Annotated in this window: 30 protein-coding genes and 1 pseudogene; 14 read left to right on the plus strand and 17 right to left on the minus strand. The window is 65.6% G+C overall.

Features of this window, described 5'->3' with window-relative positions:
* Positions 1-5: 5 nt before the first annotated feature.
* The 5 genes from J5M67_RS04920 to J5M67_RS04940 form a co-directional block, all read right to left on the minus strand.
* Positions 6-779: an SDR family NAD(P)-dependent oxidoreductase gene (locus J5M67_RS04920; RefSeq protein WP_207884014.1), complete on the minus strand. Its 774-nt coding sequence runs from the start codon at positions 777-779 to the stop codon at positions 6-8.
* A 182-nt stretch (positions 780-961) separates the two neighbouring features.
* A complete protein-coding gene (locus tag J5M67_RS04925) occupies positions 962-1,765 on the minus strand; it encodes a gamma-glutamyl-gamma-aminobutyrate hydrolase family protein (protein WP_207884016.1) in 804 nt (267 codons plus the stop codon).
* Positions 1,766-2,138: 373 nt separating this feature from the next.
* Entirely contained in the window at positions 2,139-3,791 is a 1,653-nt protein-coding gene (locus J5M67_RS04930) for a sensor domain-containing diguanylate cyclase (RefSeq protein WP_207884026.1), read from the minus strand.
* Positions 3,792-3,983: 192 nt separating this feature from the next.
* Positions 3,984-4,328: a hypothetical protein gene (locus J5M67_RS04935; protein WP_207884028.1), complete on the minus strand. Its 345-nt coding sequence runs from the start codon at positions 4,326-4,328 to the stop codon at positions 3,984-3,986.
* 376 nt (positions 4,329-4,704) lie between these two features.
* Positions 4,705-6,033, minus strand: a complete 1,329-nt coding sequence (locus J5M67_RS04940; RefSeq protein WP_207884030.1) for an OprD family porin — start codon at positions 6,031-6,033, stop codon at positions 4,705-4,707.
* A gap of 432 nt (positions 6,034-6,465) precedes the next feature.
* Between J5M67_RS04940 and J5M67_RS04945 the strand changes: the two genes are divergently transcribed.
* From J5M67_RS04945 to J5M67_RS04965, 5 genes are all read left to right on the plus strand, one after another.
* The gene (locus J5M67_RS04945; RefSeq protein WP_207884033.1) at positions 6,466-6,855 is read left to right on the plus strand and encodes a RidA family protein; all 390 of its coding nucleotides are present in this window, start codon (positions 6,466-6,468) and stop codon (positions 6,853-6,855) included.
* Between the two features lie 370 nt (positions 6,856-7,225).
* The gene (locus J5M67_RS04950) at positions 7,226-7,705 is read left to right on the plus strand and encodes a hypothetical protein (protein WP_207884035.1); all 480 of its coding nucleotides are present in this window, start codon (positions 7,226-7,228) and stop codon (positions 7,703-7,705) included.
* A 61-nt stretch (positions 7,706-7,766) separates the two neighbouring features.
* Positions 7,767-8,612, plus strand: a complete 846-nt coding sequence (locus J5M67_RS04955; protein ID WP_207884037.1) for a DUF692 domain-containing protein — start codon at positions 7,767-7,769, stop codon at positions 8,610-8,612.
* Positions 8,605-9,378 (plus strand): DUF2063 domain-containing protein, encoded by a 774-nt coding sequence (locus tag J5M67_RS04960; RefSeq protein WP_207884044.1) that lies wholly within the window; start codon positions 8,605-8,607, stop codon positions 9,376-9,378. Before J5M67_RS04955 ends, J5M67_RS04960 begins: the two co-directional genes overlap by 8 nt.
* A 12-nt stretch (positions 9,379-9,390) precedes the next feature.
* Positions 9,391-9,813, plus strand: a complete 423-nt coding sequence (locus J5M67_RS04965; protein ID WP_279381554.1) for an organic hydroperoxide resistance protein — start codon at positions 9,391-9,393, stop codon at positions 9,811-9,813.
* A gap of 834 nt (positions 9,814-10,647) precedes the next feature.
* Here J5M67_RS04965 and J5M67_RS04970 read toward each other — a convergent pair.
* From J5M67_RS04970 to J5M67_RS04985, 4 genes are all read right to left on the minus strand, one after another.
* Positions 10,648-11,163 (minus strand): DoxX family protein, encoded by a 516-nt coding sequence (locus J5M67_RS04970; RefSeq protein WP_207884046.1) that lies wholly within the window; start codon positions 11,161-11,163, stop codon positions 10,648-10,650.
* Positions 11,164-11,209: 46 nt separating this feature from the next.
* The gene (locus tag J5M67_RS04975) at positions 11,210-11,857 is read right to left on the minus strand and encodes a hypothetical protein (protein ID WP_207884048.1); all 648 of its coding nucleotides are present in this window, start codon (positions 11,855-11,857) and stop codon (positions 11,210-11,212) included.
* Between the two features lie 138 nt (positions 11,858-11,995).
* Positions 11,996-13,306 carry an ATP-binding protein gene (locus J5M67_RS04980; RefSeq protein ID WP_207884050.1) on the minus strand — a complete coding sequence of 437 codons (1,311 nt, stop codon included), beginning with the start codon at positions 13,304-13,306 and terminating at the stop codon, positions 11,996-11,998.
* Positions 13,303-14,043 carry a response regulator gene (locus tag J5M67_RS04985; RefSeq protein WP_207884052.1) on the minus strand — a complete coding sequence of 247 codons (741 nt, stop codon included), beginning with the start codon at positions 14,041-14,043 and terminating at the stop codon, positions 13,303-13,305. Before J5M67_RS04985 ends, J5M67_RS04980 begins: the two co-directional genes overlap by 4 nt.
* A 223-nt stretch (positions 14,044-14,266) precedes the next feature.
* Here J5M67_RS04985 and J5M67_RS04990 point away from each other — a divergent pair, with 223 nt between their 5' ends.
* Complete coding sequence (locus J5M67_RS04990) at positions 14,267-14,539, plus strand: DUF2790 domain-containing protein (RefSeq protein WP_207884054.1); 273 nt, start codon at positions 14,267-14,269, stop codon at positions 14,537-14,539.
* Between the two features lie 66 nt (positions 14,540-14,605).
* Complete coding sequence (locus J5M67_RS04995; protein ID WP_207884056.1) at positions 14,606-15,826, plus strand: cytochrome c biogenesis protein DipZ; 1,221 nt, start codon at positions 14,606-14,608, stop codon at positions 15,824-15,826.
* 39 nt (positions 15,827-15,865) lie between these two features.
* Here the strand turns inward: J5M67_RS04995 and J5M67_RS05000 are convergent, their stop codons facing one another.
* From J5M67_RS05000 to J5M67_RS05010, 3 genes and pseudogenes are all read right to left on the minus strand, one after another.
* Complete coding sequence (locus J5M67_RS05000) at positions 15,866-16,033, minus strand: DNA-binding protein (protein ID WP_207884058.1); 168 nt, start codon at positions 16,031-16,033, stop codon at positions 15,866-15,868.
* Positions 16,034-16,047: 14 nt separating this feature from the next.
* Positions 16,048-16,275, minus strand: a pseudogene (locus J5M67_RS05005) (transcriptional regulator); the annotation flags it as partial.
* 49 nt (positions 16,276-16,324) lie between these two features.
* Entirely contained in the window at positions 16,325-16,531 is a 207-nt protein-coding gene (locus tag J5M67_RS05010; RefSeq protein ID WP_243434487.1) for a DNA-binding protein, read from the minus strand.
* Between the two features lie 261 nt (positions 16,532-16,792).
* On the opposite strand from J5M67_RS05010, the gene J5M67_RS05015 reads away from it, so the two are divergent.
* Positions 16,793-17,296, plus strand: coding sequence for a BRO family protein (locus tag J5M67_RS05015; RefSeq protein WP_207884062.1), 504 nt, complete (start codon positions 16,793-16,795; stop codon positions 17,294-17,296).
* A 131-nt stretch (positions 17,297-17,427) separates the two neighbouring features.
* Here the strand turns inward: J5M67_RS05015 and J5M67_RS05020 are convergent, their stop codons facing one another.
* The gene (locus tag J5M67_RS05020; RefSeq protein WP_207884064.1) at positions 17,428-18,069 is read right to left on the minus strand and encodes a DUF1109 domain-containing protein; all 642 of its coding nucleotides are present in this window, start codon (positions 18,067-18,069) and stop codon (positions 17,428-17,430) included.
* Complete coding sequence (locus tag J5M67_RS05025) at positions 18,056-18,643, minus strand: sigma-70 family RNA polymerase sigma factor (RefSeq protein WP_207884072.1); 588 nt, start codon at positions 18,641-18,643, stop codon at positions 18,056-18,058. The genes J5M67_RS05020 and J5M67_RS05025 overlap by 14 nt, the downstream gene beginning before the upstream one ends.
* A gap of 231 nt (positions 18,644-18,874) precedes the next feature.
* Here J5M67_RS05025 and J5M67_RS05030 point away from each other — a divergent pair, with 231 nt between their 5' ends.
* The 4 genes from J5M67_RS05030 to J5M67_RS05045 are packed head-to-tail and all read left to right on the plus strand — an operon-like array spanning position 18,875 to position 21,234.
* Positions 18,875-19,159 carry a DUF2282 domain-containing protein gene (locus tag J5M67_RS05030; protein WP_207884074.1) on the plus strand — a complete coding sequence of 95 codons (285 nt, stop codon included), beginning with the start codon at positions 18,875-18,877 and terminating at the stop codon, positions 19,157-19,159.
* Between the two features lie 16 nt (positions 19,160-19,175).
* Positions 19,176-20,009, plus strand: a complete 834-nt coding sequence (locus J5M67_RS05035; protein ID WP_243434488.1) for a DUF692 domain-containing protein — start codon at positions 19,176-19,178, stop codon at positions 20,007-20,009.
* Positions 20,006-20,761 (plus strand): DNA-binding domain-containing protein, encoded by a 756-nt coding sequence (locus J5M67_RS05040; protein WP_207884076.1) that lies wholly within the window; start codon positions 20,006-20,008, stop codon positions 20,759-20,761. Before J5M67_RS05035 ends, J5M67_RS05040 begins: the two co-directional genes overlap by 4 nt.
* An 11-nt stretch (positions 20,762-20,772) precedes the next feature.
* Complete coding sequence (locus J5M67_RS05045; protein ID WP_207884078.1) at positions 20,773-21,234, plus strand: DoxX family protein; 462 nt, start codon at positions 20,773-20,775, stop codon at positions 21,232-21,234.
* A gap of 7 nt (positions 21,235-21,241) precedes the next feature.
* Here J5M67_RS05045 and J5M67_RS05050 read toward each other — a convergent pair whose 3' ends face one another.
* Together J5M67_RS05050 and J5M67_RS05055 are read right to left on the minus strand one after the other, a co-directional pair.
* Positions 21,242-21,886, minus strand: a complete 645-nt coding sequence (locus tag J5M67_RS05050) for a PQQ-binding-like beta-propeller repeat protein (RefSeq protein WP_207884080.1) — start codon at positions 21,884-21,886, stop codon at positions 21,242-21,244.
* Positions 21,887-21,922: 36 nt separating this feature from the next.
* A complete protein-coding gene (locus J5M67_RS05055) occupies positions 21,923-23,143 on the minus strand; it encodes a helix-turn-helix domain-containing protein (protein WP_207884082.1) in 1,221 nt (406 codons plus the stop codon).
* 123 nt (positions 23,144-23,266) lie between these two features.
* On the opposite strand from J5M67_RS05055, the gene J5M67_RS05060 reads away from it, so the two are divergent.
* Positions 23,267-24,028 carry a DUF899 domain-containing protein gene (locus J5M67_RS05060; protein WP_207884084.1) on the plus strand — a complete coding sequence of 254 codons (762 nt, stop codon included), beginning with the start codon at positions 23,267-23,269 and terminating at the stop codon, positions 24,026-24,028.
* Between the two features lie 100 nt (positions 24,029-24,128).
* Here the strand turns inward: J5M67_RS05060 and J5M67_RS05065 are convergent, their stop codons facing one another.
* Positions 24,129-24,596, minus strand: a complete 468-nt coding sequence (locus J5M67_RS05065; RefSeq protein ID WP_207884087.1) for a nuclear transport factor 2 family protein — start codon at positions 24,594-24,596, stop codon at positions 24,129-24,131.
* A gap of 263 nt (positions 24,597-24,859) precedes the next feature.
* Here J5M67_RS05065 and J5M67_RS05070 point away from each other — a divergent pair, with 263 nt between their 5' ends.
* Positions 24,860-25,609, plus strand: a complete 750-nt coding sequence (locus tag J5M67_RS05070; protein WP_207884089.1) for a class II aldolase and adducin N-terminal domain-containing protein — start codon at positions 24,860-24,862, stop codon at positions 25,607-25,609.
* Positions 25,610-25,634 lie beyond the last annotated feature (25 nt).

A 25,634-nucleotide genomic window follows, 5' to 3' on the forward strand; every position in this document is an offset into this window, starting at 1 on the left:
GAGCGTTACAGGCTGCTCACCAGATGCCCGCCATCCACCGCCAGCACCGCGCCGGTCATGAAGGCGCCGGCGTCGCTGGCCAGCAGCAGGAAGGGGCCCTCCAGCTCCCGCAATTGCCCCAGGCGGCGCATGGGCACGGTATCGCGGATATAGGCCTGGCCCTTGTCGCTGTCGAAATAGGCGTCGTTCATTTCCGTCTTGAAGTAGCCCGGCGCGATGGCGTTGACCCGCACCTGGTAACGCGCCAGTTCCAGCGCCAGGGACTTGCTCAGCTGCACCACGCCGGCCTTGGCCGCGCAGTAGTGGCTGTAGCCACCGCCCACGCGCAGGCCGAGGATCGAGGCGATGTTGACGATGCTGCCGCCGCGCTGGGCCCTGGCCAGGCGCTGCGCCGCGCACTGGGCCACGCGCCAGACGCCGTCGAGGTTGGTGGAGAGCATGTGGCGCCAGTCGTCTTCGCTGATTTCCAGGGCGCGCTGGCCGTTGCCGATGCCGGCGTTGTTGAGCACCACATCGACCACGCCGAACTGGGCCTCGGCGCTGTCGAAAGCGGCCTCGACGCTGGCGCGGTCGGTCACGTCCAGCCCCACGGCATGGGCTTCACCGCCGTCGGTCTGGATCGCTTCGGCCAGCTGCGCCAGGCGCTCGGTGCGCCGGGCCGCCAGTACCACACGGGCGCCAGCACGGGCGGCCACGCGCGCCAGGTGCGCGCCGATGCCGCTGGAGGCGCCGGTGACCAGCACGGTCTTGCCGGCCAGGGAGAAGAGGTCGTTGCTCATGGCTGCACCTTTGTCGGAAAGCGGAATCGCTGGTCGCCAAGGTTAGCCCGAGGTGCTCTCAAGGGCGTGCAGGGTGCGCCATTCGCAGCGCGAATGACGAAAGCACGGGCACGCGCTCCTACAGGAAACTCCTATGAAAAAGCCCGGCACAAGGCCGGGCTCTTTCATGACACGGGTGAAGCTCAGGCAGCGAGTGCGCGGGCCTGTTTCTTCTTCACCTGCGCGCGGCAGGCATCGCCGAACGCCTTGAAGATCTTCACCGAATCGGGGTTCTTCGCCGCCTGCCATTCCGGGTGCCACTGCACCGCGAAGAGGAAGGAGGAAAGCGTCGGGGCGTGGATCGCCTCGACCAGGCCGTCTTCGGCATGGGCGATGGCTTCGATGCCCTTGCCCAGGTTCTTCAGGCCCTGGCCGTGCAGCGAGTTCACGCGGATCTCGTCGCCCAGCAGCTGCTGCAGCCAGCTGCCCGGAGTCGGGCGAACGCCGTGGACCGGGCTGTACTGCACGTCGACCGGGTCTTCGGGATTCTCGCGATGGTCGTTGAAGCCGGGCTCGGCGTAGACCTTCTGGTAGATATCGCCGCCCAGGGCCACGTTGATTTCCTGCATGCCGCGGCAGATGCCGAAGATCGGCAGGCCACGGGCAATGGCGGCCTTGATCAGCGGGATGTCGAAGTTGTCGCGGTCCTTGTCCTGGCCTTTGCCGGGGGTTTCGTTTTCCTGGCCATAGAGCGTCGGATCGATGTTGCTGCCGGCACCGGTGAGGTACACGCCGTCGGCCATGTCCAGGTATTGCTCGAGGTCTTCGATGCCGCAGCAGGTCGGTACCAGTACCGGCACGCAATCGGACTGTTCGACCAGGGGCACGATGTATTTGTGGGTCATTACCTGATAGTCATGGCCTTTGCGCTCTTGGCTGCCCATGGACATCAGGACGACGGGTTTGCGGAGGGTCTGTTTCTTGTTGCCAATGTTGCTGTTGGACATATGTCACCTTTGGACGGGCTGCAGCCCATCGTTTTTGTGCAGGCGCACGGCTCTGGGCTGGGCTACCTGAGGTTCCGAGCACTGCCGGGAACGCACAGAAGGCGAAGTTTCCCGGTCGAAACCTGCCTACCAGCCTGCCAGAGCCGTTAAATATGTCAAACGATTTCGGCGAGAGGCGTCAAAAATAATGGCCGAAATCCTGTCGAACAATATTTTTAACCGATTGATTTTAAAGGATTTTTATAAATATCCATTCGAAGCAAAAAGTCCATTATTTAAAACGCCTGTAAATAATGGTGAAAAATTCTGAACATTTTTTCATGCGAGGTGACGGGGCGCCGTCAGCGGCACGCTCTGCCTCGCGGATTGCCGCTCAGTCGCACTCGATGCGATTGCGGCCGTTCTGCTTGGCGCAATAGAGCGCGCTGTCGCTGCGCGAAAGGGCTGCCTCGGCCGACACGTCGCTGGCCTGCAGGGTGGCGATGCCGATGCTGATGCTCAGCGGAATGCGCTCGCACCCCAGCAGCAGCGGCTGGTCGGCCAGCTGCTGTTGCAGGCGCCTGGCGAATACCACGGCGCTGGTGACATCCGCATCGGCCAGCACCACGGCGAATTCCTCGCCGCCCATGCGTCCGGCAAAGTCGATGCGGCGGATCTCGCGTCCGAGGATGCGGGCGAAATGGCGCAGCGCTTCGTCCCCCACGCCGTGGCCCCAGCGGTCGTTGATGACCTTGAAGTGGTCCAGGTCGCACATCAGGATCGCCGCGCTGCGCTCCACCGAGCGCTGCACGCGGCCCAGTTCGGCTTCTATCAGCTGCATGAAGTGGCGCCGGTTGGGCAGCTGGGTGAGGAAGTCGGTTGTCGCCAGTACCTGCAATTCGGCTTCGATGCGCTTGCGCTCGGTGATGTCGGTGAACAGGCCATGCCAGATCACGCTGCCATCGGCCAGACGCTTGGGCTGGGCGCTCCCCTGGCGCCAGAGGAGCCCGCGTCCGGGAAGCTGCACACGGAATTCGTGTCGCCACGGTCGCAACGTCGCCGCGGAGGTGTCCAGCGAGGCGAGGAGGGCGGGCAGGTCGTCCGGGTGCACCAGGGTGCGCAGGATGGTCGAGTTACCGCTGACCTGCTCGGCGGTCATGCCGAAGACTTCCATCACGCCGGCGCTGACGTAGGGGAAGGTCCCGGTGCCATCGGGCAGGTGGCGGAACTGGAAGACCATGCCGGGGATTTCATCGGTCAGGTCGGTGAGCAGCTCGACGTTCTGCCGCAGCTGTTCCGAGACGCCCCGCAGCTTGGTGATGTCGGTGGTGGTGCCGATCATGCGCAGGGGACGGCCGGCATCGTCACGTTCCACGACCTTGCCGCGGCTGCACACCCAGATGTAGTGACCCGCCTTGTGGCGCAGCCGGTGCTCCACTTCATAGGCGGGCGTGCGGCCTTCGAAGTGTGCGCTGATGGTGGCCTGCACGTAGGCGAGGTCGTCGGGATGCACGCGCACGTAGGCATCGTCGATGCGATTGCCGATTTCGTGGTCGGCATAGCCCAGCAGGGCTTTCCAGCCGGTGGAGTAATGAATCTCGCCGGTGGGGACGTGGCGGTCCCACACGCCGGTGCCGCTGCCGGCGATGGCCAGTGCCAGGCAGCCTTCGTCAGCGCGGCAGAGCAGCTCCTGGGCGACGTGGGCGGCATCGTCCAGTGCCATTCGCGCGGCGACGTCCAGTGTGCGTGGCTGGTTGTCCAGCACGCAGAGCCAGCCCAGGGCGGTGCCGTCGGCACTGCGCAGGACCGCAGTCCCGAGCGGGTGCAGATCGCCCTGGCGGCTGCGCAGGGGCGCCGAAGCGGCATTGATGCAGAGCAGGGTGGCAATGGATTGCGCCGCCTCGGGCGTCAGGCCGTCGAAGCCCAGCAGGCGGCCATGGACGTCGGCCAGCAAAGCGGCGGCGGCGCCCAGCGGATGGCGGGCAAGGCGCAGGAGGCTGTCGAATCGCCCGTATTCCTGTACTTCAGGATCAGTGGAAGTCCGCATCGGATGACTGCTTCCTCACCGGAGAATGGGGGCGTTCCCGTCTCTGGCGGCGCGCACGGCGAGATATCGGGCCGACAGATGGCCCTATGAAATCACGGGGCGGGTACAGGCCACAATCGCCTTGTGTGTCGGGGGCGACGAGTGAACCGGCGCTGCTCTCCACGGGGCTCGCGCGCCGCCCGGGATCGGCTCTCAGCTCAGCAGTTGATCGATCAGGACGGCGTTGGTGTAGATCAGGCTGCCATCGCTGGCGCGATGCCCCACCAGATGGAAGTGCCCGCGGTGATCGTCCTGGTTCAGGTAGACGCGGTACTGGCAATCGGAGAGCGGGCCGCAGTTTGCGGGCATCTTCAGATCGAGGGTGTCGAGGTCGGCGTCCACCATGACGTCGCGCCTGCCGCTGTTCTGCAGGTATTCCTCGGCCTGCTCCAGGCGCAGGTGATCGGCGTCGCTGACGAAGAAGTGGATGTCTTCCAGTGGAGTGGGTTTCTGGTCGGCGCTGGTCTTGCACCAGCCTTCGAGAGTCATTGTGCTCATGATGGGTAGCCTCCTTCAGCCGTGCGGGCATTCGGGGTTGCCGCAACTGTCTCTGCTTTTGACCACCGCTGTTGGCGGGTGATTCAACTCATATTGTGTGGGGCAGGGCACGCATAAAAAAAGCCGCTCCGGGGAGCGGCTTGGAAGGACGTCGAAGGAGCAATCACAATATCAACGTCAGGAGTCGTGTTTCGATAATCGACGAGGTGTGATATCGAAAGCGGGAGAGATGGTGGGAATTCTAGAAAGTTTGGCGATGTGGATAAACAACGATCCTGGGAAGAGACTTTCTGTCGCAGTGCAATAATACCGGGATGAACAGCGGAACAACTCTCGGACGAATCCGAAAGTTGTTCCATGATTATTCGCGGTCGAATTACAGGATCGACAGCGGATAATCGACGATCAGGCGAAGTTCGTTGTTGTCCGATTCCCCCTGGTCGGCATTGGCGCGGTGGAAGGCCTGGCGCAGGCGGAAGGACATGTCCTTCACCGGGCCGGACTGCACGACGTACTTGGCTTCGAAGTCGGTTTCGTGGTGCTTGCCGTCTTCGCCGTACAGGCCGACGTACTGGCCGTTCGGGTCGGCGTGGGTGCCATCGATGTTGCTGCCGTTGATGTAGCGGGTCATGAAGCTCAGGCCCGGCACGCCGTAGGTGTCCATCGCCAGGTCGTAGCGCACCTGCCAGGAGCGCTCGCCCGGACCGTTGAAGTCGGAGAACTGCACGGAGTTGGCGAGGAAGATCGAGTCGCCGCCGGCGCCCGCGCCGTTGTCGCCAAAGCCGACATAGTCGAACGGGGTGTCGCCGTTGACCTTCTGGAAGGCCAGGGTGAGGGTGTGCGCCTGCAGGAAGGAGTAGGCGGCGGCCAGCGACCAGGTGTTGTTGCTGATCTCGCCGGCCTTGGCCTGGCCGTAGTCGGTGGTGCGGTAGACGTTGAAGTCCAGGCCCAGCGACTGGTCGCCGCCCAGCGGCTGCAGGTAGTTCACGTTGGCGTAGTACTGGCGCCAGATGTCTTCGAACTCCGAGCCGTACAGCGAGACGTTCAGGTTGTCGGTGATCGCGTACTTGCCGCCGACGTAGTCCACGCTGTCGGCTTCGACGTTGGCGTAGGTGGCGTACAGGCCGCCGTCGTGGCTGGTGGTGATCGGGCTGGTGCCGGCGGTGAAGTGGCCGGCTTCCAGGTCCAGGCCGGCGATTTCGCTGCTCAGCAGGTTGAAGCCCGAGGCGGTCTGCGGAATCAGGCGGCTGCCGCCGGCGGCGAAGACCGGGGCGACTGGTTGCATGTCGCCGAATTTCAGCTCGGTTTTCGAGAGGCGCACTTTCAGCGCGGCGCCGGCCTTGCCGTAGTCGTCCTCGGGGTTGCCGTGGTTGTCCACCGGCAGGTTGCCGGTGCCGGCCCGGCCACCGCCCGCGTCGAGCTTGATGCCCAGGTAGCCGAAGGCGTCCACGCCGAAGCCGACGGTGCCCTGGGTGTAGCCGGAGGAGAAGTTGGCGAGGAAGCCTTGGGTCCAGTCGCGGTTGTCGCCGGAGCCGTTCTTGCCGTCGTGGTCGTAGTAGTAGTTGCGCAGCAGCACGTCGAACTTGGCGTCGTCGACGAAGCCCTTGGCATCGGCCTGGTCGGTGACGAAGGGTTCGGCGCTGGCGAACTGGCTGGCTGCGGCGGAAACGGCAAGCACGATAGCGCTGCGTTTGAGGTGCTTCATGGATATTGCCCCTAGAGTCTTGGAGAGCCGGCCCATTGAAGTGCGTGAGGGCCGGGATTTTTATAGGCAGGCACAATGAATCCGCTCATGGATCAACCACGACGGAACTCGCAGGAAGTTGCGTTGACATTGTCGCAATGAACTTTTCCCCGCCCGCTCCAGGCAGGAAAAAGCCAGCGTCATAATGCCGAAAGAGTGCCCGGTTTAAATAACGGAATATGAAAAGGTCTATGTCCAAAATTGTAATAATCCCTCTTTGAAGTTCGGAGGGAATATCACCCGTTGATACGATGGATGTATTGACGAATGACAAAGTGAGGGACACGGAATTATCGGCCGGCATGGCGGCGGGGGGCGGGATGACGCTAAGCTGCGCGTCCCGGGCGGGCCCGACGGGCGCCGCTCATAGCCCCCGATAGCAGAGAGTTTCCCATGGCGCAGAATGACAGCCCTTTCTTCATTCCCGACGCGGATCCTGAGTCCATCTCCTCCGACGTGGCCGGTTTCGGCGGCCTGCTGGTCTCCACGCAGATTCCCACCCTCGAAGACGGCAGCCTGGAGCTGGGCGATATCAAGGCCCAGAGCGAAGCCACCCTGCGCAGCCTGAAGGTCGCGCTGGAAAAGGCCGGCAGCGGCCTGGACCACGTCCTGCACCTGACCATCTACCTCACCAGCATGGCCGACCGCCCCGCCTTCAACGAGGTGTACTGCAGCTTCTTCGGCAAGCCCTACCCGGTACGTGCTGCCGTCGGGATCTCCGAACTGGCCGTGGACGGCATGAAGGTCGAGGTGACCGCCATCGCGGCCAAGCGCGCCGTTTGATCCTTCTGCTGTTGTAGGAGCGGGCCACGCCCGCGAAGGGGCCGCTTTGCGGCCCTTTCTTTTTCTCTTGCACCGCTGGTGCACGTCACGCCACCGCATCGCGGGCATGGCCCGCTCCTACAGGCCCGTGCCCGGACTTGGGCCGTCCCGTCGAATGTATTGCTTTGTATCTGCCGCTTCCCGAGCCGATACAGGCATACAAAAGCCTCCAGCCGCCGATACGCCGGCGATACATCGCCAAGGCGAAATAGCCCTACCCGAACGATGAACGCGACGGCAGGGCAAAACCTCCAGCGCGCTTCGTTCCAGGGATTCCGCCATCAAGGCATGACCCGGCGCATGAATGCGCCCAAGCATCTGGAGAACCACCATGACCCGTACCCCGAAAACTCTGCTTTCCAAAAACCAACTGGGCCTGCTCGCTGTCGCCCTGGCTGGCAGCCTGAACCTGGCGTCCTCCGCCTTCGCCGTCGAAGCACTGCCGCAGGGCTACCAGCTGGCCTCCGCCGCCAAGGCCGGGGAAGGCAAGTGTGGCGAGGGCAAGTGCGGTGCCAGCGGCGCCCAGGCTGCTCCGACCAAGGCCACCCAGGCCGAAGGCAAGTGCGGTGAAGGCAAGTGCGGCGACGCCTCCTTCGCCCGTACCGACGCCGACCACGATGGCCGCGTCTCCCGCGCCGAACTGCTGGCCGTGGCACCCAAGGCCAACGCCGAGTTCGAGGCCATCGACGCCAACCATGACGGCTTCCTCTCCGAAGGCGAGGTCTACCAGTTCCGCAAGAACCAGTTCGACTCCAACGGCAAGCCGTTCCCGTCCGACCTGTACAGCAAGCTGAGCCAGGCGAAGAACTGACCGTCGGCCACCACCTCCCCGCGCCGCTGGCCGGGGAGGGCACTTCGCCCAGGAGACCGCCATGAACCCCACCGCATCCCTGCAGGGAGCCGGCCTCGGCCTGCGCCGCGCCATGCTGCCCGACCTGCTGACCCTGGACGACCGCGCCGTGGACTTCCTCGAAGTCGCCCCGGACAACTGGATCGGCGTCGGCGGCACCTACGGCGAAGGACTGGCCCGCCTGGCCGAACGCTTCCCGCTGTCCTGCCACGGCCTGTCGCTGTCCCTCGGCGGCCCCGAGCTGCTGGACCATGCCTTCCTGCGGCAGATCCGCGAATTCCTCGACCGCTACCGGGTGCCGCTGTTCAGCGAGCACCTGAGCTACTGCTCCGACGAAGGTCACCTCTACGACCTGATTCCCATGCCCTTCACCGACGAAGCCGTGCGCCATATCGCCGGCCGTATCCGTGAGGTGCAGGACGCCCTGGGCCGCCGCATCGCCGTGGAAAACATTTCCTACTATGCCGCGCCCTACCAGGCGCTGAGCGAGATCGACTTCCTCCGCGCCGTGCTCGACGAAGCCGACTGCGACCTGCTGCTGGACGTCAACAATCTCTTCGTCAATGCCCACAACCATGGCTACGACGCCGCCGACTTCCTTGCCCGCGTACCGGCCGAGCGCGTTGCCTGCCTGCATGTGGCCGGCCACTACGACGAGGCGCCGGACCTGAAGATCGACACCCACGGCGCCAGCGTGAAGCCGGACGTCTGGAGCCTGCTGGCCAGCGCCTACCGGCACCTGGGCACGGTTCCAACCCTGCTGGAGCGCGACTTCAACCTGCCGCCGCTGGCCGAACTGCTCGGCGAAGTGGACTGCATCCGCGAGCTGCAGAGCGCCGCCCGGCCGCTGGAGGTGAGCCATGGCTGAGACCCTGCGCGAACAGCAACTGCGCATGACCCGCTTCATCCGCGATCCGCAGGGCAACGCGCCGCCGCCCGGCATCGAGGCGCGGCGCCTGGCGGTGTACCGGCAACTGTTCTTCGGCAACCTGCAATCGCTGCTGGCCGGCAACTTCCCGGTGCTGCGCGCGAGCCTTCCGGACGGGCAATGGCAGTCGCTCACCGAAGACTTCTACGCCCGTTACCACTGCCACACGCCGCTGTTTACCGAAGTGGCCGGCGAGTTCGTCGAGTACCTCGAGGGCCGTGCCGACCAGCCCGGCTGGGTGGCTGAGCTGGCCCACTACGAGTGGATCGAGACCGCGTTGCTGCTCAGCGATAAAGCCGAACCGGCCCATGACCCGGACGGCGACCTGCTCGACGGCGTGCCGCTGCTCTCCTGCCTCGCTGAACCGCTGGCCTACGCCTGGCCGGTCAGCCAGATCGGCCCGGATGACATCCCGCAGGAAGCGCCGCTGGAGCCCACGTTGCTGCTGGCCCGCCGTGGCGCCGACCTGAAGGTGCATTTCTCGCGCCTTGCACCCTTGGCCCATGCCCTGCTGGTATCACTGCAACAGTGGCAGCTCACCGGCCGCGGACACCTCAAGGCGCTGGCGGAAATCGCCGGTGTCGAACTGGCTGCCATTCAAGAGCAGGGCATCGCCCTGCTGCGCAGCCTCAAAGAGCAGGGCGTGGTGATCGGCACCCGCCGCAATTGCACCACTTCACCTCGTCTACCCTTGGCTCGCCCCTGAAGGAGAAGCGTCATGACCGACACCCTGGCAACCGTGATCTATACCGCCCACACCCACACCACCGGAGGCCGCGACGGGCGCGGCCAGACCACCGACGGCGCGCTGGACCTGCCGCTGAGCCCGCCCGGTTCCGGCCGTCCCGGCACCAATCCCGAGCAGCTGTTCGCCATCGGCTGGTCCGCCTGCTTCATCGGCGCGCTGCGCCGCTCTGGACAGAAGCTGAATATTCACCTGCCCAGCGATGTGGCGGTGGACGCGGAAGTTTCCCTGGGCAACACCGCCGACGGCGGCTTCGCCCTGGCCGCCCAGCTCACCGTGCACCTGCCCGGCCTGACGGCGGAGGACAAGCAGCAGCTAGTGGCCGAGGCGCATCAGATCTGCCCGTACTCCAAGGCGACTCGCGGGAACATCGAGGTGGGGTTCGTGATTCCCTGATCGATCTTTTATCCACAACCCGGCCCGCGCACCTTCATCGGTGCGCGGGTTTTTGCTTTTGTAGGAGCGAGCTTGCTCGCAAACGGATTTGCTGGCGGCTCCACTGCTGGGCGGGTTGGCGTACAGGTTAACTCCGACATTCCCAGCCTCGTAGGATGGGTGGAGCTTGCGATACCCATCGATCCCGCACGACCGCAACATGGGTATCGCTCCGCTCCACCCATCCTACGGCCTGCGCAATTGCGACCGGCCGAGCATGGGGTATGAATTCCGGATGTAGGGCGAATAACGCCCCCGGCGTTATCCGCCGTGCACGCCCATTCGTAGCGAAGAGGCCGGTTGATGCATCGGTGGCGGATAACGGCGAACAGTCATGCGTCCTGCGGTCCATTAGGAGTGCCCCAAAGGCACGAATCGCGGACAGAGTCCGCTCCTACAAGAGCCTGTCGCGCCGGAGCTGGACTGTAGGAGCGGACCTTGTCCGCGAAATACGTCGCGACGGATTTCCCGCCAACAAGTCAACAGTTCCGTATCACGCCCGCTCCCACTGGGGAGTTCCTCCTTCAACGCAGGAATGGCGGCGGGACTTCGCGGACAAGGTCCGCTCCTACGGGGGCACATCTGCGTTGATGGATTATCTTCCGTGCGCTCCAGGGGACCTGTCGCTCGCAGGATGAGTGGAGCGATACCCATGCAGTGCATGCAGACGGATCGATAGAAAGCCCTCCGCCCCATTACGCTCCGACAGGGCTGCACGACTTTCCCGCGGACCAATAAAAACGCCCTCTCCAAAGGAGAGGGCGTTGCCTGGGTAACAGAAGAGTCAGTAGGCGATCAGGCCGTGCGCGAATTACCCATAAACCGCCGCACCAGCCCATCCACGCTAAGCGCTCCCGCCCCCTTCAGCACCAGCGGCACCAACGCCACCAGGTAGATCAGCGGCAGTTTGTAGTTACCGAATCCATGGTCGGTGATCGAGTACCCCTGGGCCAGTTCCGCCAGGCTCGACCACTGCGCCGGCCAGTGCACGGCGGCGATGGCGACGATGGTCACGACGATCAGCGAGGCCGAAGCGAACCGCGTGGCGAGGCCCAGCAACAGCAGAACCGGCGCGATCAGCTCGGCCCACATCGACACCTGCCAGTCGAAGCCGGCGGAGAAGTGGTTGAAGGGAAAGGGGAAGCTGGCGTGGATCTGTTCGAACCAGTTTTCGCCGTGCCATTTCTCCAGGCCCGACTCGAAGAATTCCCAGGCCAGGAATAGCCGCAGGGGAATGTCCCAGCCCCAGGCGGCGAGGCGGTCGAGTTGGTCGAAAGCGGTCTTGATCGGGTTCAGGGTGAGCAGGGTCATGGTGCACCTCAGGGGCAAAGTCGAACGTTGAGGAAGAGGTAGAACGTCAGCGAATCGCGCTCGGAACGGCGGCTGGACTCGCGTTTCGACGCAGGCGCACGGCCAGCTTGGCGACGAGCTTGAAGGCGATGGCGCTGAAGATCAGGCCGAAGCCCAGCGGGTACCAGGAGCCCAGTGGCAGGCGCTTGTAGAAGGACAGGAAGAACACCCCGGCGATCACCCAGGTGCCGGTGCTGTGCAGGCCCTTCCAGATGCGGGCGCCGAGCAGCTTCACCGCGTAGGGGAAGGAGGTGACGGCCAGCAGGATGATGAACAGGTAGCCGATGGAGCCGGGGATGCTCGTGGCGACGCTGCGGCCGTGCCAGAAGGTCTCGGGGAAGAACTTCACGTAGAGGATGATCAGCACCGCGTGCACGGCGTGGGAGAAGGCAAAGGCAAGGCCGAGGAAGCGCCGCTCACGGAGCAAGCCACGGGTGAACTCGCTCGGCACCAGCGCCGCCAGGGATGAGGCGAGGAAGGTGGCGAGGAACAGCGCGAAGGAGGTGCGGGCGGTGACGCGGATCGCGCTGCGCAGGGCTTCCACCCATTGCGGCTGGGACCACAGGGCCAGCGCAGTGGCGATCAGCACCAGCAGCGACAGCAGGGAGAACAGGCGCCAGCCATGCAGGCGGGCGGTGTCGGTAGGGCGGTTCATGGCAGGCTCCGAACTGTGAACGCGGCGTGCGGGATGCCGCCGCGATTCGTGGAGCCATGCTGTCAACGGGGTTTATCTGCGATGTGTCCGCCAAAGCCCGTCATGTATCTCTGTGTACATCCTTTCACGAGCAAGGTGTCAGGCGGAGGGATGCAGCTCCAGCTGCACGCACAGCCCGCCGCTGGGGCGGTTGGACAGGCTCAGCGTGCCGCCCAGCGCCTGGCTCAGCTGCTGGGCAATCGCCAGCCCAAGACCGGTGCCGCCGGTGCTGCGGTTGCGCGAGCTTTCCACCCGGTAGAAGGGTTTCATCACTTCGGTGAGCTCTTCCTCGGGGATGCCCGGACCGTCGTCCAGTACACGAACACACACGATGCCCTCGGCGTTGCGCTCGATTTGCACGAAGGCTGCGCCGCCGAACTTCAGCGCGTTGTCCACCAGGTTGGTCAGTACCCGGCGCAGTGCATGGGGGCGGGTTTCCAGCACGACGTTGCTGCTGCCCTGAAGCTCCACGGCCTGGCCGCTGTCCTGGTAGTCGAAGACCAGGCTGTCGAGGAAGGAATCCAGGTTGACCTTGACCGCCGCCTCGCTGGCGCCGTCCATGCTGCGCGCGTAGGCCACGCCTTCGCGGACCAGATGCTGCATTTCCTCCAGATCGCTCCACAGGCGCTCGCGCTCGGGTGAGTCGTCCATCTGCTCGACGCGCAGCTTCATGCGTGTGATGGGCGTCTGCAGGTCATGGGAGATGGCGGCGAGCAGTTGCATCCGTTCCTTGAGGTAGGCGCCGATGCGCCCTTGCAGCGCATTGAAGGCGCGGGCGGCGTAGGCGACTTCGCTGGGGCCGTGTTCGTCCAGCTCCGGCGCCGGGGCGTCCGGATCGAGGTGATCCACGGCCTGGGCCAACCGGGTCAGCGGGCGGATCGCCAGGCGCACGGCGATCCAGGTGCAGAACAGCAGCAGTGCCAGCTGCACCATCAATACCCACGGCAGCCATTGCGCCACCGGCACGCCCTTGGGCGTCACGTCGATGGTCAGCGGGCTGCCGTCGGCGAGCTTGAGGTGCACCTGGAAGTGCGGAATGGAGCCGGGGATGTTCTCGAAGCGCAGCGGGTAGCGCGGGCCGACCACATCGGCGATGGAGGTGGCGGCCATCGGCGCCTGGGCCATGTTCATCGGCTCTCCCGGCTGACCCTCGCTCAACAGGTAGCGATAATTGGGCCGTTGCACCATGTGTAGCCAGGCCTCGCGCTCATCCCTGGGCAGGCGGTCGAGCAGGGCGACGGCGGTGCTGACGTCGGTTTCCAGGTTGCCCAGCATCATGCTGCGGGCGCTCTGGTAGCGCTCGTAGAACTGCGAGCAGAACGACAGGCTGTAGGCGAACACCAGCCCGGCGAGGAAGATCAGCGCCAGGCGCGCGGCCAGGGTGCGTGGCCAGAGCAGGACGGATTTCATTCGTTCGGCTCGAGCAGTTCGACCGCCAAGGCGAAGACGTAGCCCTCGCTGCGCACCGTCTTGATATAGGCCGGCTCGCGGGCGTCATCCAGCAGGCGCTGACGCAGGCGGCTGACCAGCAGGTCGATGGAGCGGTCGAAGATGTCCGCCTCGCGGCCCTGGGTCAGGTTCAGCAATTGCTCGCGGCTGAGCACGCGTTGCGGGTGGTCGACGAACACGCGCAGCAGGCGGTACTCGGCGCCGCTCAGGGCTACCAGAGTGCCGTCCTCGTCGAGCAGGTGGCGTGCGGTGGTGTCCAGCTTCCAGCGGCCGAAGCCGATCAGCCGGCTCGCCTCGCTGACCTGCAGGTTCGGCGGCAGCATGCGTGTGCGGCGCAGCACGGCGTTGATCCGCGCCAGCAGCTCGCGGGCGGAGAAGGGCTTGGTGAGGTAGTCGTCGGCGCCCATTTCCAGGCCGATGATGCGGTCGGTCTCGTCGTTGCGCGCGGTGAGCATCAACACCGGGGTGGACTTGTGCTTGCCCACGCGCAGCTCGCGGCACAGCTTCAGGCCGTCGTCGCCGGGCATCATGACGTCCAGCACGATCAGGTCCACGGTGTTGCCGTCGAGGAAGGCGCGCATCTGCCGGCCGTCCGCCGCCAGGCTTACGCGCAGGCCGTTCTTCTTCAGGTAGTTGCCGACCAGTTCGCGGATCTCGCGGTCGTCATCGACGATGAGTACGTGATCGACATGGTCCATGGCCAGTCCTCGTTCGCAGTGGGTTGAGCGAAGTGTATAGCGCCGCTTCGCGCTTGCCCCGCGCGCTTTGTATTCCACTGTATCTCCCACCGCCGTCGATACCCGGCGTGGCAATCCTGTGCTGCGCGCGACACAACCGCGATACCTCCGGCGACTGAAATGGGCGCCAACGGCAAGGCGAACCGCCTCCCGCCGACAACCCATCACAGGTCAGGAGATCACCATGAAAACCTTCCACCTCGGCAGCGCCGGCCTGCTGGCAGTTATCGCCGCCTTCGCCAGCCTCGGCGCCCAGGCCGCCGATACCGTGCCGGTCGAGCCCTATCACTATGGCCAGAAACTGGACGTGAAGCAGGTTATCGCCATCCACGAAGACAGCGGCTCACCGTTCGACTGCGGCATCGTCAACGCCCGCATGGATTACCTGGATTCCCAGGGGCTGGCGCACAGCCTGGCCTATCGCAAGTTCGCCACCAACTGCAACGAAGGTGGCTGATTCCCCCTTGGCCCCGGCCAGGGACGGCCGGGGCGTTTAGCCGACCCAAGCCCCCTCGAGGTACCTATGCTGCTCATCGCCTTTCTCGGCGGGGTGCTGACGCTGCTCAGTCCCTGCATCCTTCCCGTCCTTCCGCTGCTGCTGCAACGCGCCGGCGGCCCGGCCTGGTCGCCCTGGGTCACGTTGCTGGGCCTTGCCAGCGGCTTCGCCGTGCTGGCCAGCCTGGCCACGGTCTCCAGCAACTGGGTGATTGCCGCCAGCGAGTGGGGCCGCCATGTCGCCCTGGTGCTGCTGGCCGCTTCCGCGCTGGCGCTGCTCTGGCCGCGCTTCAGCGATGTTCTGGCAAAACCCTGGGCCTCGCTCGGCGACCGTCTGTACGGCGAAGCCCGACGCCTGCCGCCGGCGTTCTCCGCCTATCTGCTTGGGTTTGCCGCCGGACTGCTGTGGGCACCCTGCGCGGGGCCGGTGCTCGGCCTGATCCTCTCCGGCGCCATGCTCCAGGGGCCGAGCGCGCAGGCCAGCGTGCTGCTGTTCGCCTACGGCCTGGGCAGTGCCACCGTGCTCGGCGTGGTGCTCTTCGCCGGCCGTCGCCTGATGCAGCACCTGCGCCCGCGCCTGGCTGTGCTCGAAGGCCTGCGTCGCGCCACCGGCGTGGTCGCCCTGCTGGCGGTGGTTGGGATCGCCAGCGGCGCCAGTGCGCAGCTCACCTCCGGTAGTTCATCCACCCTGGTGAACAGCCTGGAGCGCAAGGTCATCGACGGCGTTCCCGCGTTGCTCGCCAAGCTCATGCCGGGCGACTCCGCCCAGGGCGCCGAGCGCCTGCCGGACTTGGGCGCCGCCCCTGAGCTCACGGGCGCGGTGGAGTGGATCAATAGCCCCGAGCTGAGCCTGCAGGGGCTGCGCGGCAAAGTGGTGCTGATCGACTTCTGGACCTACGACTGCATCAACTGCCAGCACAGCCTGCCGTACGTGAATGCCTGGGCGAAGAAGTACGGCAACCAGGGGTTGGTGGTGATCGGCGTGCACACCCCGGAATACCCCTACGAGCGCATCCCCGCCAACGTCCGCGATGCCGTGAAGAAGCACGACATCCATTACCCCGTGGCGCTGGATAACCGGTACCGCATCTGGAACGCCTTTGCGAACCAGTACTGGCCGGCGCATTACTTCATCGATGCCAAGGGGCGGATTCGCCATCTGGCGATCGGGGAGGGTGACTATGAAGAGCAGGAAGAGGTGATCAAGGCGTTGTTGAAGGAGCGGGATGGAGCCTCCGCGGGTGTCTGAAACGAAGAGGGGCAGATATTGCATCTGCCCCTCTTTTCGTCAGTCGCGTGCCGTCTTGGTCGTGCTGCGCGCCTTGGCAATATTGGCGATAGCCACCAACAATTCGTCCGAATCACCGTCAGCCAGCACTTGGGCCAGATATTCAGCGATCAGTTCTTCGTTATCGAGGTAGGCGCTGGTATCGAATTCGCGTAGTTCAATGGTCATTCAATCTCTCCATCACCCGCCATACCCGGCAATGGATAGTGCTCAGCATCGTAGGCCGCAATCCTATCGCCGATCTGCGAGGCCAGAGAACTGAGCGGATGGTTCTCTTCGTCGCCGATTTCATCGAGCAGTTCGTCCAGCGCTTCGACCAGGGTGTCGTAGTCCGTCTCGGTCTTTGGCGGGGTGAGTAGCGGGGCGACGAAGTGCCAGTGCTCTGCGGCCTGTTTCAGTAGTGCACTCATGCGTACCTCACTTCCATTGATTGAGGTCGTACCCTTGGGACGACTTGCGCTATTTATCACCTTGATTGGGAGTCAGTTGCTCAATTTCGGTGGTTTGAGTGCCAGTCACCAGCCAGAGAGCATACTGGGGATAAAGCTTCACCAGCACATCGACCTCTTCGGTGCTGGCCCGGATTGCCCCTTTGCTGATGCTTCTCCAGCGGTCGTAGTCGCCGCCATGCAGACTGGTTTTCTTGGGCCCTAGAAGCTTGATCAATAGCCGAACTCTATCTGCGGTCGTTTCCGTCATAGGAAAGTATTTTTGAGCAATAGTTGCTCAATCCTTGTGGGTTAGGCAATATTGCAACTGAGCAAATATTGCTCTGTCGCTTTTGGGTGACCTCAAATACTGACCCAACCACTGCTGAACGGGAAGCCATGCCCCCGCGCCTTGGCTCGCCCGTTTGAGATTGCCTCAACCCTAGAGTTTGGCGATTCGAAGAAATGGACCTCTCTTCCCAGCCCGCGGAGGCTTGCCATGGATGATCTCTACACCGCCACCACCTTTATGCGTCACAACCGTCCCCTGCGAGGAGTGCTGATCGATGACCAGCCCTGGTTCGTCGCCCACGACCTTGCGTGCCTACTCGGTCTGCGGCATCCGCAGAGCCTCGCGGGGCGGGTGGCGGGTGATGAGGTGCGGACCATCTGGCTGCTGCACGCCCGGGGCACCGAGGAGAAGGTGGAGGTGCTCAACGAACCGGCGCTGTACAAGGCGCTGATCCGCTATGGCCACCCGGAGTACCGCACGGTGGCGAGTTGGTTGGCGGATGAGGTGATCCCGTTGCTGCGTGACCAGGGGCGTGCCGACCCACAACGCCCCCGTCGGGTAGCAATGGGTTGGCGTTCTAAGAAGGTGGCTGTTCTCGACTGGCAGGGGCGACTCTGGGTGCCGTGGGACGAGGTACCGACCTTCAGCCGGATTACTCCAGGTTTGGGCGGGTTGTTGGGGAGGCTACGAAAGGAAACCGACAGAGATTGATGTGCCGTGATTGCCAACGAGGTCATGGCTCGTCTCACGAACAGACTCTTGCGGTCTGACTGAGAAATGCTGATTGGTCTATTTGCAAAAGCTGAAGCCTTGATGCCTCCCATCACATCAGGTAGTGCGCCTCACCACCGCAACACCCTCGGCCCCAGCACAGCCCCCAGCACCGTCGGTACAAGCATCCCCAGCAGATACCAGACACCCCAGAACGGCACGCCCATTTCCGGGCAGTGCAGGCAGTAGGCGAGGGTGGCGGTGGCGCCGGCGAGCAGTCCGCCGGCGGCGCCGGCCTGGCGCAGGCGGGTGGGGGCGAGGCCGCGCAGGGCCCAGAAGATGGCGATGAAAGCCGGCACCGAGAGCAGGGTGATGTTCAGCGCGCAGGTGCGCCAGGTGCGGCCGAGGATCAGCTCGGCACGGGCCTCCTGCGGGGCGCCGACGAGGGTGACGGCCGCGCCCAGCCAGACCAGCAGCAGCGGAAGGACGAGCATCGTCCAGGCGGCTCCACCGCGTACACCCGGCCGGGCCAGGCGCTGGGTGAGCCAGAGGGCGAGCAGCGCCAGGCTGCCGGGCAGCGCGACCTTGGCCCAGAACAGCGGGGTGACGGCCACCTCGGCGAGGTCGGCGCGCACGCCGTACAGCGTCATCGTCAGCAGCAGCGCGCCAAGGCCGCCGCCGAGCAGGGCGACGCCCAGGCGGCGCGCCAGGGCGTGGCGCTCCACGGGGCCTTCGCCGCTGGCGAGCAGGTCGATCAGTTCATTGGTGTTCATCGTTACCTTTACCTCGAATCATCCCGGCCAACGCCTTCAGGCCGCGGTGGATGCCGACCTTGACCGCCGAACTGGAAAGCCCGGTAAGCCGCGCGGTTTCCTCCACCGACAGTCCCTCCAGCTTCACATGGACGATCGGCAGGCGCTGGCGCTCGGGCAGGTGCTGCAGCAGCCTGCCCAGGTCACGGCTGGCCTGCGCGGGCTCCTCATCACCCTCGGCGAACAGGTCGCCGTCGTCGTCCAGCGGATCGTGCAGCGCATCGCGGCGGGCGAAGGCACGGAAGTGGTCGGCCAGCTTGTAGCGGGCAATGGCCTGCACCCAGGCGGTCAGCGGCTGGTCGGCGTGGTAGGTGTGACGGGCGTTGTGCACCGCCAGCAGGACTTCCTGCAGCAGGTCCTCGATCTCGCTGGGGCGCCGTTCCAGGCGGCGCCGCAGGAAGCCGCGCACATGGTTCGCCAATGCCGCGAGGAATTCGCGATAGGCCGCCGCATCACCCGCCATGCCGCGCAGCAGCAGGGCCTGCAACTGCGCTTCGCGGGCGCTCAACGCGTCCTCATGGGTAGTTCGTTGCATTGGCCGCCTGGGTTACATCCGTGAGGGAATTTTCTTTGCAGGTCGACCCGCGGTCAGTCGCGGGGCAATCCATGGGCATGCACAACCACAGCACTTCATTACGTTAGCGGGGGCGGGGACGAAGTCTCAAAAAAATTTTCAGGCGGCTGTAACCGCTTCCGTGCAGCACACGAATTACTCCACGAGCCCGGCACATCGCCGAGTCCTTCCAACCCTTGTGGAGACGACATCATGAAAAGCCTCACCCTCGCCACCGCCGCCCTTGCTCTCGCCTCCCTGGCTGGCGTTGCCCTGGCGGATGACACCAAAGCCCCGGCCGGCGGCGCGGCCATGGAGAAATGCTACGGCGTGGCCATGGCCGGCAAGAACGACTGCAAGGCCGGCGCCGGTACCACCTGTGCGGGCAGCGCCAAGAAGGACTACGACGGCATGCACTGGAAGAACGTCCCCGCCGGCACCTGCACCAGCATCAAGACGCCTCACGGCATGGGCTCGCTGACCCCGATGAAGTCCTGACGGGGAGGCGCCGACCATGTCTGCATACAACCGAATGGGCGCCGGGCTGGGGCTGAAGCCCGAGCATTATGGGGAGGCCTTGGCGTGCGCCGCCGACGGCCTGTGGTTCGAAGTCCATCCGGAGAACTACATGGTCGGCGGCCCGCGCCGGGCGTGGCTGGAGCGGATGGCCGAGCGCCACCCGCTCTCGCTGCATGGTGTGTCGCTGTCGCTGGCGGCGGATGCAGCGCCGGATGGGGACCACCTGCAACGCCTGCGTGCCCTGGTGGACCTCGTCGAGCCGGCGCTGGTCTCCGAACACCTGGCCTGGTCCGCCTGGCGCGGCCAGTATCACCCGGACCTGCTGCCCTTCCCGCGCACGGACGAGGCGCTGGCGCGCATCGCCGACAACATCCAGTGCACCCAGGAGGCCCTTGGCCGGCGCATCGCCATCGAGAACCCGAGCCACTACCTGCGCCTGGAAGGGCATGACTGGGACGAGATCGATTTCCTCGTCGAACTGGTGCGGCGCACCGGCTGCGCGCTGCTGCTGGACGTCAACAACGTCCATGTCAGCGCCCACAACCTCGGCTACAGCGCCGCCGCCTATCTGGAGCGGGTGCCCGCCGAGGCCATCGCCGAGATTCACCTCGCCGGGCACAGCCATGACGAAGGCGGCGAGTTGCTGATCGACTCCCATGACGCCGCCATCGCCGAACCGGTCTGGGCGCTTTACCAGCGCCTTGTCCAGCGCATCGGGCCACGGCCGACGCTGATCGAGCGGGACGACCATATCCCGGCGTTCGCCGAACTGCTGGCCGAGCGCGAGATCGCCCAGGCCTCATTGAATCTTGCGGGAGGCCATTCATGAAACGCTCCCTCGGCCAGTTCCAGGACGCCTTCATCGACGCCCTCTACCAGCGCCCGGCCCCTGAGCTGGACGCGCTGACCTCGCAGGCGGCCTTCGCCGTCTACCGCAACACCGTGCTCAAGGGCTGCGTCGATGCCCTGTGCGACAACTATCCCAGCGTCGAGCGGCTGGTCGGCACGCCGTGGATGCGCGCTGCTGCGGCCGAATTCGCCTGGCGTTCGCCGCCGACCGATGCGCGGATGGTGCGCTACGGCGCGGCCTTCCCGGCCTTTCTCTCCGACCTGGAAAGTGCCCGCGAGCTGCCGTACCTGGCTGACGTGGCGCGACTGGATCGCGACTGGCTGGAAGTCTTCTGCGCCCCTGACGGGCCAAGCCTGGAACTGACTTCGCTGATGGGCATGACCGCCGCCGACCTGGGCAGCTTCTGCCTGCGCCCGCACAGCGCCGTGCGCTGGCACTGGTTCGACACGCAACCGGTGTACAGCCTCTGGCACTGCAGCCGCGAAGGGCTGGACTGGCCGGAGGAACTGCCGTGGATCGGCGAGGGCGCGCTGTTGGTCGCCGGCCCCGAGGGTGTCGTCGGGCTCCCACTGGAGAAAGGCGGCTGCGCCTTCCTCGATGCCTGCGCCGCCGGCTGCAATCTGGATCAGGCTTCGACGCTGGCGCTGGAGGCCCAGCCCGACCTCGACTTCACCGACCTGCTCGGCCGCCTGTTGCGGGCCCGCGTCTTCCGTCCTCTCTGCCTCGCCTGAAGGAGCCCGCCATGGACATCGCCCATTCCTCTCCCTGGTCACCGCGCCGGCTCTGGAACCACCTGGCCGACGGCCTGCAGCGCTGCCTGGGCGAGTCCTTCCTGTGCCTGGTGGCGCGGCTGGGGATCGCCTCGGTGTTCTTCATGTCCGGGCGGACCAAGGTCGAGGGGCTGCTGACCATTACCCCCGGCACCTATGACCTGTTCCAGACCGAATACGCGCTGCCGCTGATCTCGCCCTACCTCGCGGCGCACCTGGCAACCTACGCTGAGCACCTGTTCCCGGTCCTGCTGGTGCTCGGCCTGTTCACCCGTCTCTCGGCGCTGGCGCTGCTGGGCATGACCACGGTGATCGAGGTCTTCGTCTACCCGGACGCCTGGCCCACGCACCTGTCATGGGCCGGCCTGTTGCTGCTGTTGATCGCGCGCGGTGCGGGCGGCTGGTCGCTGGATCGGCTGCTGCGCCTGCGCTGAATATCGATCAGGCCGTGCGCCGGGCGGGTCTCCGCACGGCGCGCAGCTTGCCGCTGCTGCCACCGCCGCAGAAGAAGCGCTCGCCCCCATCCGATTCCAGCCCGGAAACACCGATGCCCGCTGGCATCTCCATGCTCTCCAATACCTCGCCGGTGCCGGGGTCGATGCGCCGGATGTCGCTGTGCTCGTTCTCCCAGGTGCCGTGCCAGAGCTCGCCGTCGACCCAGGACACCCCGGTAACGAAACGGTTGGACTCCAGCGTGCGCAGCACCTTCCCCGTGTCCGGGTCGATCTGGTGGATTTTCCGTTCGCGGTACTGCCCGACCCAGAGCGTGCCTTCGGCCCAGGCCAGGCCCGAATCCGCGCCGTTGCCAGGGGCGGGGATGCTGGCCAGCACTTCGCCGGTCGCCAGGTCGATCTTCTGGATGCGCGCGTCGGCGATCTGGTACAGGTGCCGGCCATCAAAGGCGGTGCCGGCATCGCCAGGGACGTTCAGGGTACGCACGGTCTCGCCGCTGTCCGGGTCGAGGGCGAGCAGCCGCTCACCGACGGCGAACCACACGCGCTCGCCATCGAAGGTGACGCCGTGCACCGCGCTGACTCCGGGGAAGGGGCCGAATTCGCCGAGGATCTCGGCATTGGAGCGTTTCATGGGGCAGTCCTCGTCTGAAGTGATCGAGACTCCAGCCTAGTTCCCCGACCAGGGCGTGGGGAGTAACAAGGTCGTCGCGAAACCCGGCACGGTGGGGGCGGTCCAGCGCTGCGCGCGGCCCTGGCCGAAGGACTGCACCTTACCGCTTTCGGCCAGCGTATCGAGGGCGCGCTGCACGGTGCGCTGGCTGGCGCCCAGCGCCAGGGCCAGCGCCGAGCTCGACCAGGCTTCGCCATCGGCCAGGCAGGCGAGCACTCCCGCGTGGCGTTCCTCCAGCGGCCGGGCCAGCACGCATACCTCCTGCGTGGCCAGTGGCGCCAGGATGAAACCACGGGGCGTGGCCTTGACCTCGGCCAGTTCGATCAGTGCCTTGCGCAGCCGGCCGATCTCCACCCGCAGGCGGGCGCGGTGGGTTTCGTCCGGCGAGCAGGTTCGAAAGGCGCGGGCGATCAGCGTATTGCGCGGCACATCGGCAGGCCAGTGTTCGGCGAGCGCCTGGGCCAGGCAGAACAGCACCGGCCGGCGCGCCAGTGAGATCGCCACCTCGCCCCGGCTTACCGTGTAGCGGCAGGCGTCCACCAGCAGCGCATCGGACTCACGCAATCGCTCGACTTCATCGAGTCGAAGCGGTCGTTCTTCGTTGCCGTCGATGAGCCGGGCGGCGGGGGTGTCGAGCATTTCCGAGGCCCGCTCGACCTCCGACAGCAGCGCGGGGATACCGGCCCGCTGTGCATGGAACAGTGCCTGGGACAGGGCGTCACGAGCGGCCGTACTCTGCACGCGGCGCAGCGCGATGCCGGCGGTGATCAGCGCGTGGGTGGTGCCCAGGGCCGGGGGCAGGGCAGTGGGATCGAGCCCGGCCAGTTGCCGCTCGGCATCGTCGACGTGGCCGATCAGCAGCAGGCGGCGGATTTCCAGGTAGCTGGCGTGGGCGGCGTTCACCCGGTCGCCGTGGGATTCCAACGTCGCCCGGGCGGCGGCCAATGCGCGGGGCTGCCAGCCGAGATCGCGACTGGCGAGCGCCACCTCCGCTTCGGCGACGATGCAGCGGGCGCGCGACATCGCCTCCCGTGGCCCGAAGGCGCGGGCAGCCCGGCGCAGCAGCTGGCGGGCGCGGTCCAGATCGCCCAGTTGCGCCATGGCGATGCCACGCAACGCCAGCGCCGGCGGGTCATCGCGCAGGGCGATGCGGTTCAGCGCCGCCAGCGGATCACCCGCAGCCAGCGCCCGCGCGGCAGCCGTTACCAGAGAGTCCATCGCAATCCCGCCACAGGTGCTATTCCCGCCACATTTGTCACTCCCGCCATGCCTGGGCCCGAGCCTAGCCTATCCCTCGCCCACTGACCGATTTGTCGCCACCGGCGACCGGAGGATTTCCCCATGGCCACGCATCCCCTCGCCACCCGCGAACAATGGCTGGCGGCACGCCTGGAACTGCTCGACGCGGAAAAGGCCCTGACCCGCCAGAGCGACGAACTCGCCCGCCGGCGCCAGGCGCTGCCCTGGGTCAAGGTCGACAAGGCCTACCGCTTCGACACGGCGGACGGTCCCGCCACCCTCGGCGACCTGTTCCAGGGGCGTTCGCAACTGCTGGTCTACCACTTCATGTTCGGCCCCGACTACAGCGCCGGCTGCCCGTCCTGCTCGGCCATCGCCGACGGCTTCGACGGCATCGTCGTCCACCTGGCCCATCATGACGTCACGCTCTGCGCCGTCTCCCGCGCACCGCTGGAGAAACTGCAGGCTTACCAGCGACGCATGGGCTGGCGCTTCCCCTGGGCCTCCTCGAAGGACAGCGACTTCAACTTCGACTTCAACGTCGCCTTCACCCAGGAACAGCAGCGCGCCGGCACCATCGACTACAACTACGGCCGCCGCGAACCGGCCCTCGATACCTCACGCATTCCCGAAACCATGACCCATTTCGCCGCCCGCTGTGGCACCGACGCGCCCACTTTCTCCCGCGACCGACCGGGCCTGAGCACCTTCATCCGCGAGGACGGCGTCATCTACCACAACTACTCCACCTATGCGCGCGGGCTGGATGCCCTGTGGAGCATGTACACCTGGCTCGACCGCGCGCCGCTCGGGCGCAATGAGCAGGGCTTCTGGTGGCGGCGGCATGATGAATATGGGGTGTGATCGGAGGAGGGTGGCTCTTCGGCAAAGGGACAACTGCTGCTGGCCCTCTCCAGTTGCGCCCGAATTCATCTATCGCAGATGAATTCGGGCGCAAGGGATTTCAACGCGCCGAAGCACTCACCACCGCAGCCGGTCCTTCGGAAAGGAAGCACTTGTAGACCCTGGCCTTCACTCGCCAGCCGGCCGCGGTCTTTTCCAGCCGGTCTTCGTACTGCCCCCACATCGAATAGAGCGCGCCCGCGCAGTCGTTGATGCCGCGATGGACGGCGTAATAGTGCACTCGGGTACTGGCGGAGTGGCCGTCGATGTCGATGCTGAAGTTGCCCACATTGTGGTGCGTGGCGCCGCAGTTGGAGCCTTCGCCCAGGTTCAGGTGCATGGAGGCGATCAGGCTCGCGAGATTCGGGCTGATCACGCCGGGGCCCAGGGCCTGGGTGTAGTCGCCGGTGGCTTCGTCCATGAACACGTCGCCCAGCTCATCGAAGCGCTTGCTGTCGACGAGGTCGCAATAGCGGATGTACAGGCCTTCGATGGCTAGACGGTCGATCAGGTAGTCGTTGGGCATCATCTGCGCTCCGATCTCAGTGGTATGGGCTTTTCGCGGGCTGCGGGGCTGCTCGATCCTTCCAGCCTGCTCACGAAACCTAGCGCTCCACCCGAGGGCGAGGCATGACCTGTTAGGGGGTTGCGCCGGTGACGAAAAGTGGTCACTACGCCGCCGTATTGCCGTGCATTCGCGACAGCCCAGGTCGCATCGCATCAAGTCCCCGCCGTTGCCGTCCTTAGACTCGGAGGTGACCCCAGACGCACCCGCGCCTCCAAGGAGCTGCCATGCCCACCGAATCCGTTGCCGTTCTTGACGCCCATGCCCAGGCCCGCGCCGAGCTGGCCTGTGCCTTTCGCTGGACTGCCCGACTGGGGATGCATGAGGCGATCGCCAACCATTTCAGCCTGGCGGTGTCCGAGGATGGCCGGCGCTTCCTGATCAACCCTTATGGCCGGCACTTCTCGCGGGTCCGCGCCAGCGACCTGCTGCTGCTCGATGCGGACGATCCTTCCGCCCTGGACCGCCCCGACGCGCCCGACATCACAGCCTGGGCGCTGCACGGCGCCTTGCACCGCCGCCACCGCCATGCGCGCTGCATCCTCCACGTGCACTCGAAGTACGCCACCGCGCTGGCCTGCCTGGCCGATTCGCGCCTGCCGCCCATCGAGCAGAACTCCATGCGCTTCTTCGAGCGCGTGGCCATCGACGAGGGCTTTGACGGCATGGGCCTGGGCGACGAGGCCGAGCGGGTCAGCCGCCAGATCGGCGACAAGCCGATCCTGCTGATGGGCAACCACGGCGTGCTGGTGGCCGCCCCCAGCGTGGCCCAGGCCTTCGACGACCTCTACTACTTCGAGCGCGCCTGCGAGGTCTACCTCACCGCGCTGGCCACCGACCGCCCGCTGCGCATCGCCAGCGATGAGGTGGCGCGCAAGACCGCCCGGCAGTGGCTGGATTACCCGGATTTCGCCGTCCGCCATTTCAACGCGCTGCAGACGATCCTCGATGAGGAAGAACCCGACTACCGCAGCTGACAGGGCGCCAGCAGCCGACTCGCAG

Source organism: Pseudomonas sp. 30_B, from assembly GCF_017491605.1.
Taxonomy (GTDB): domain Bacteria; phylum Pseudomonadota; class Gammaproteobacteria; order Pseudomonadales; family Pseudomonadaceae; genus Pseudomonas.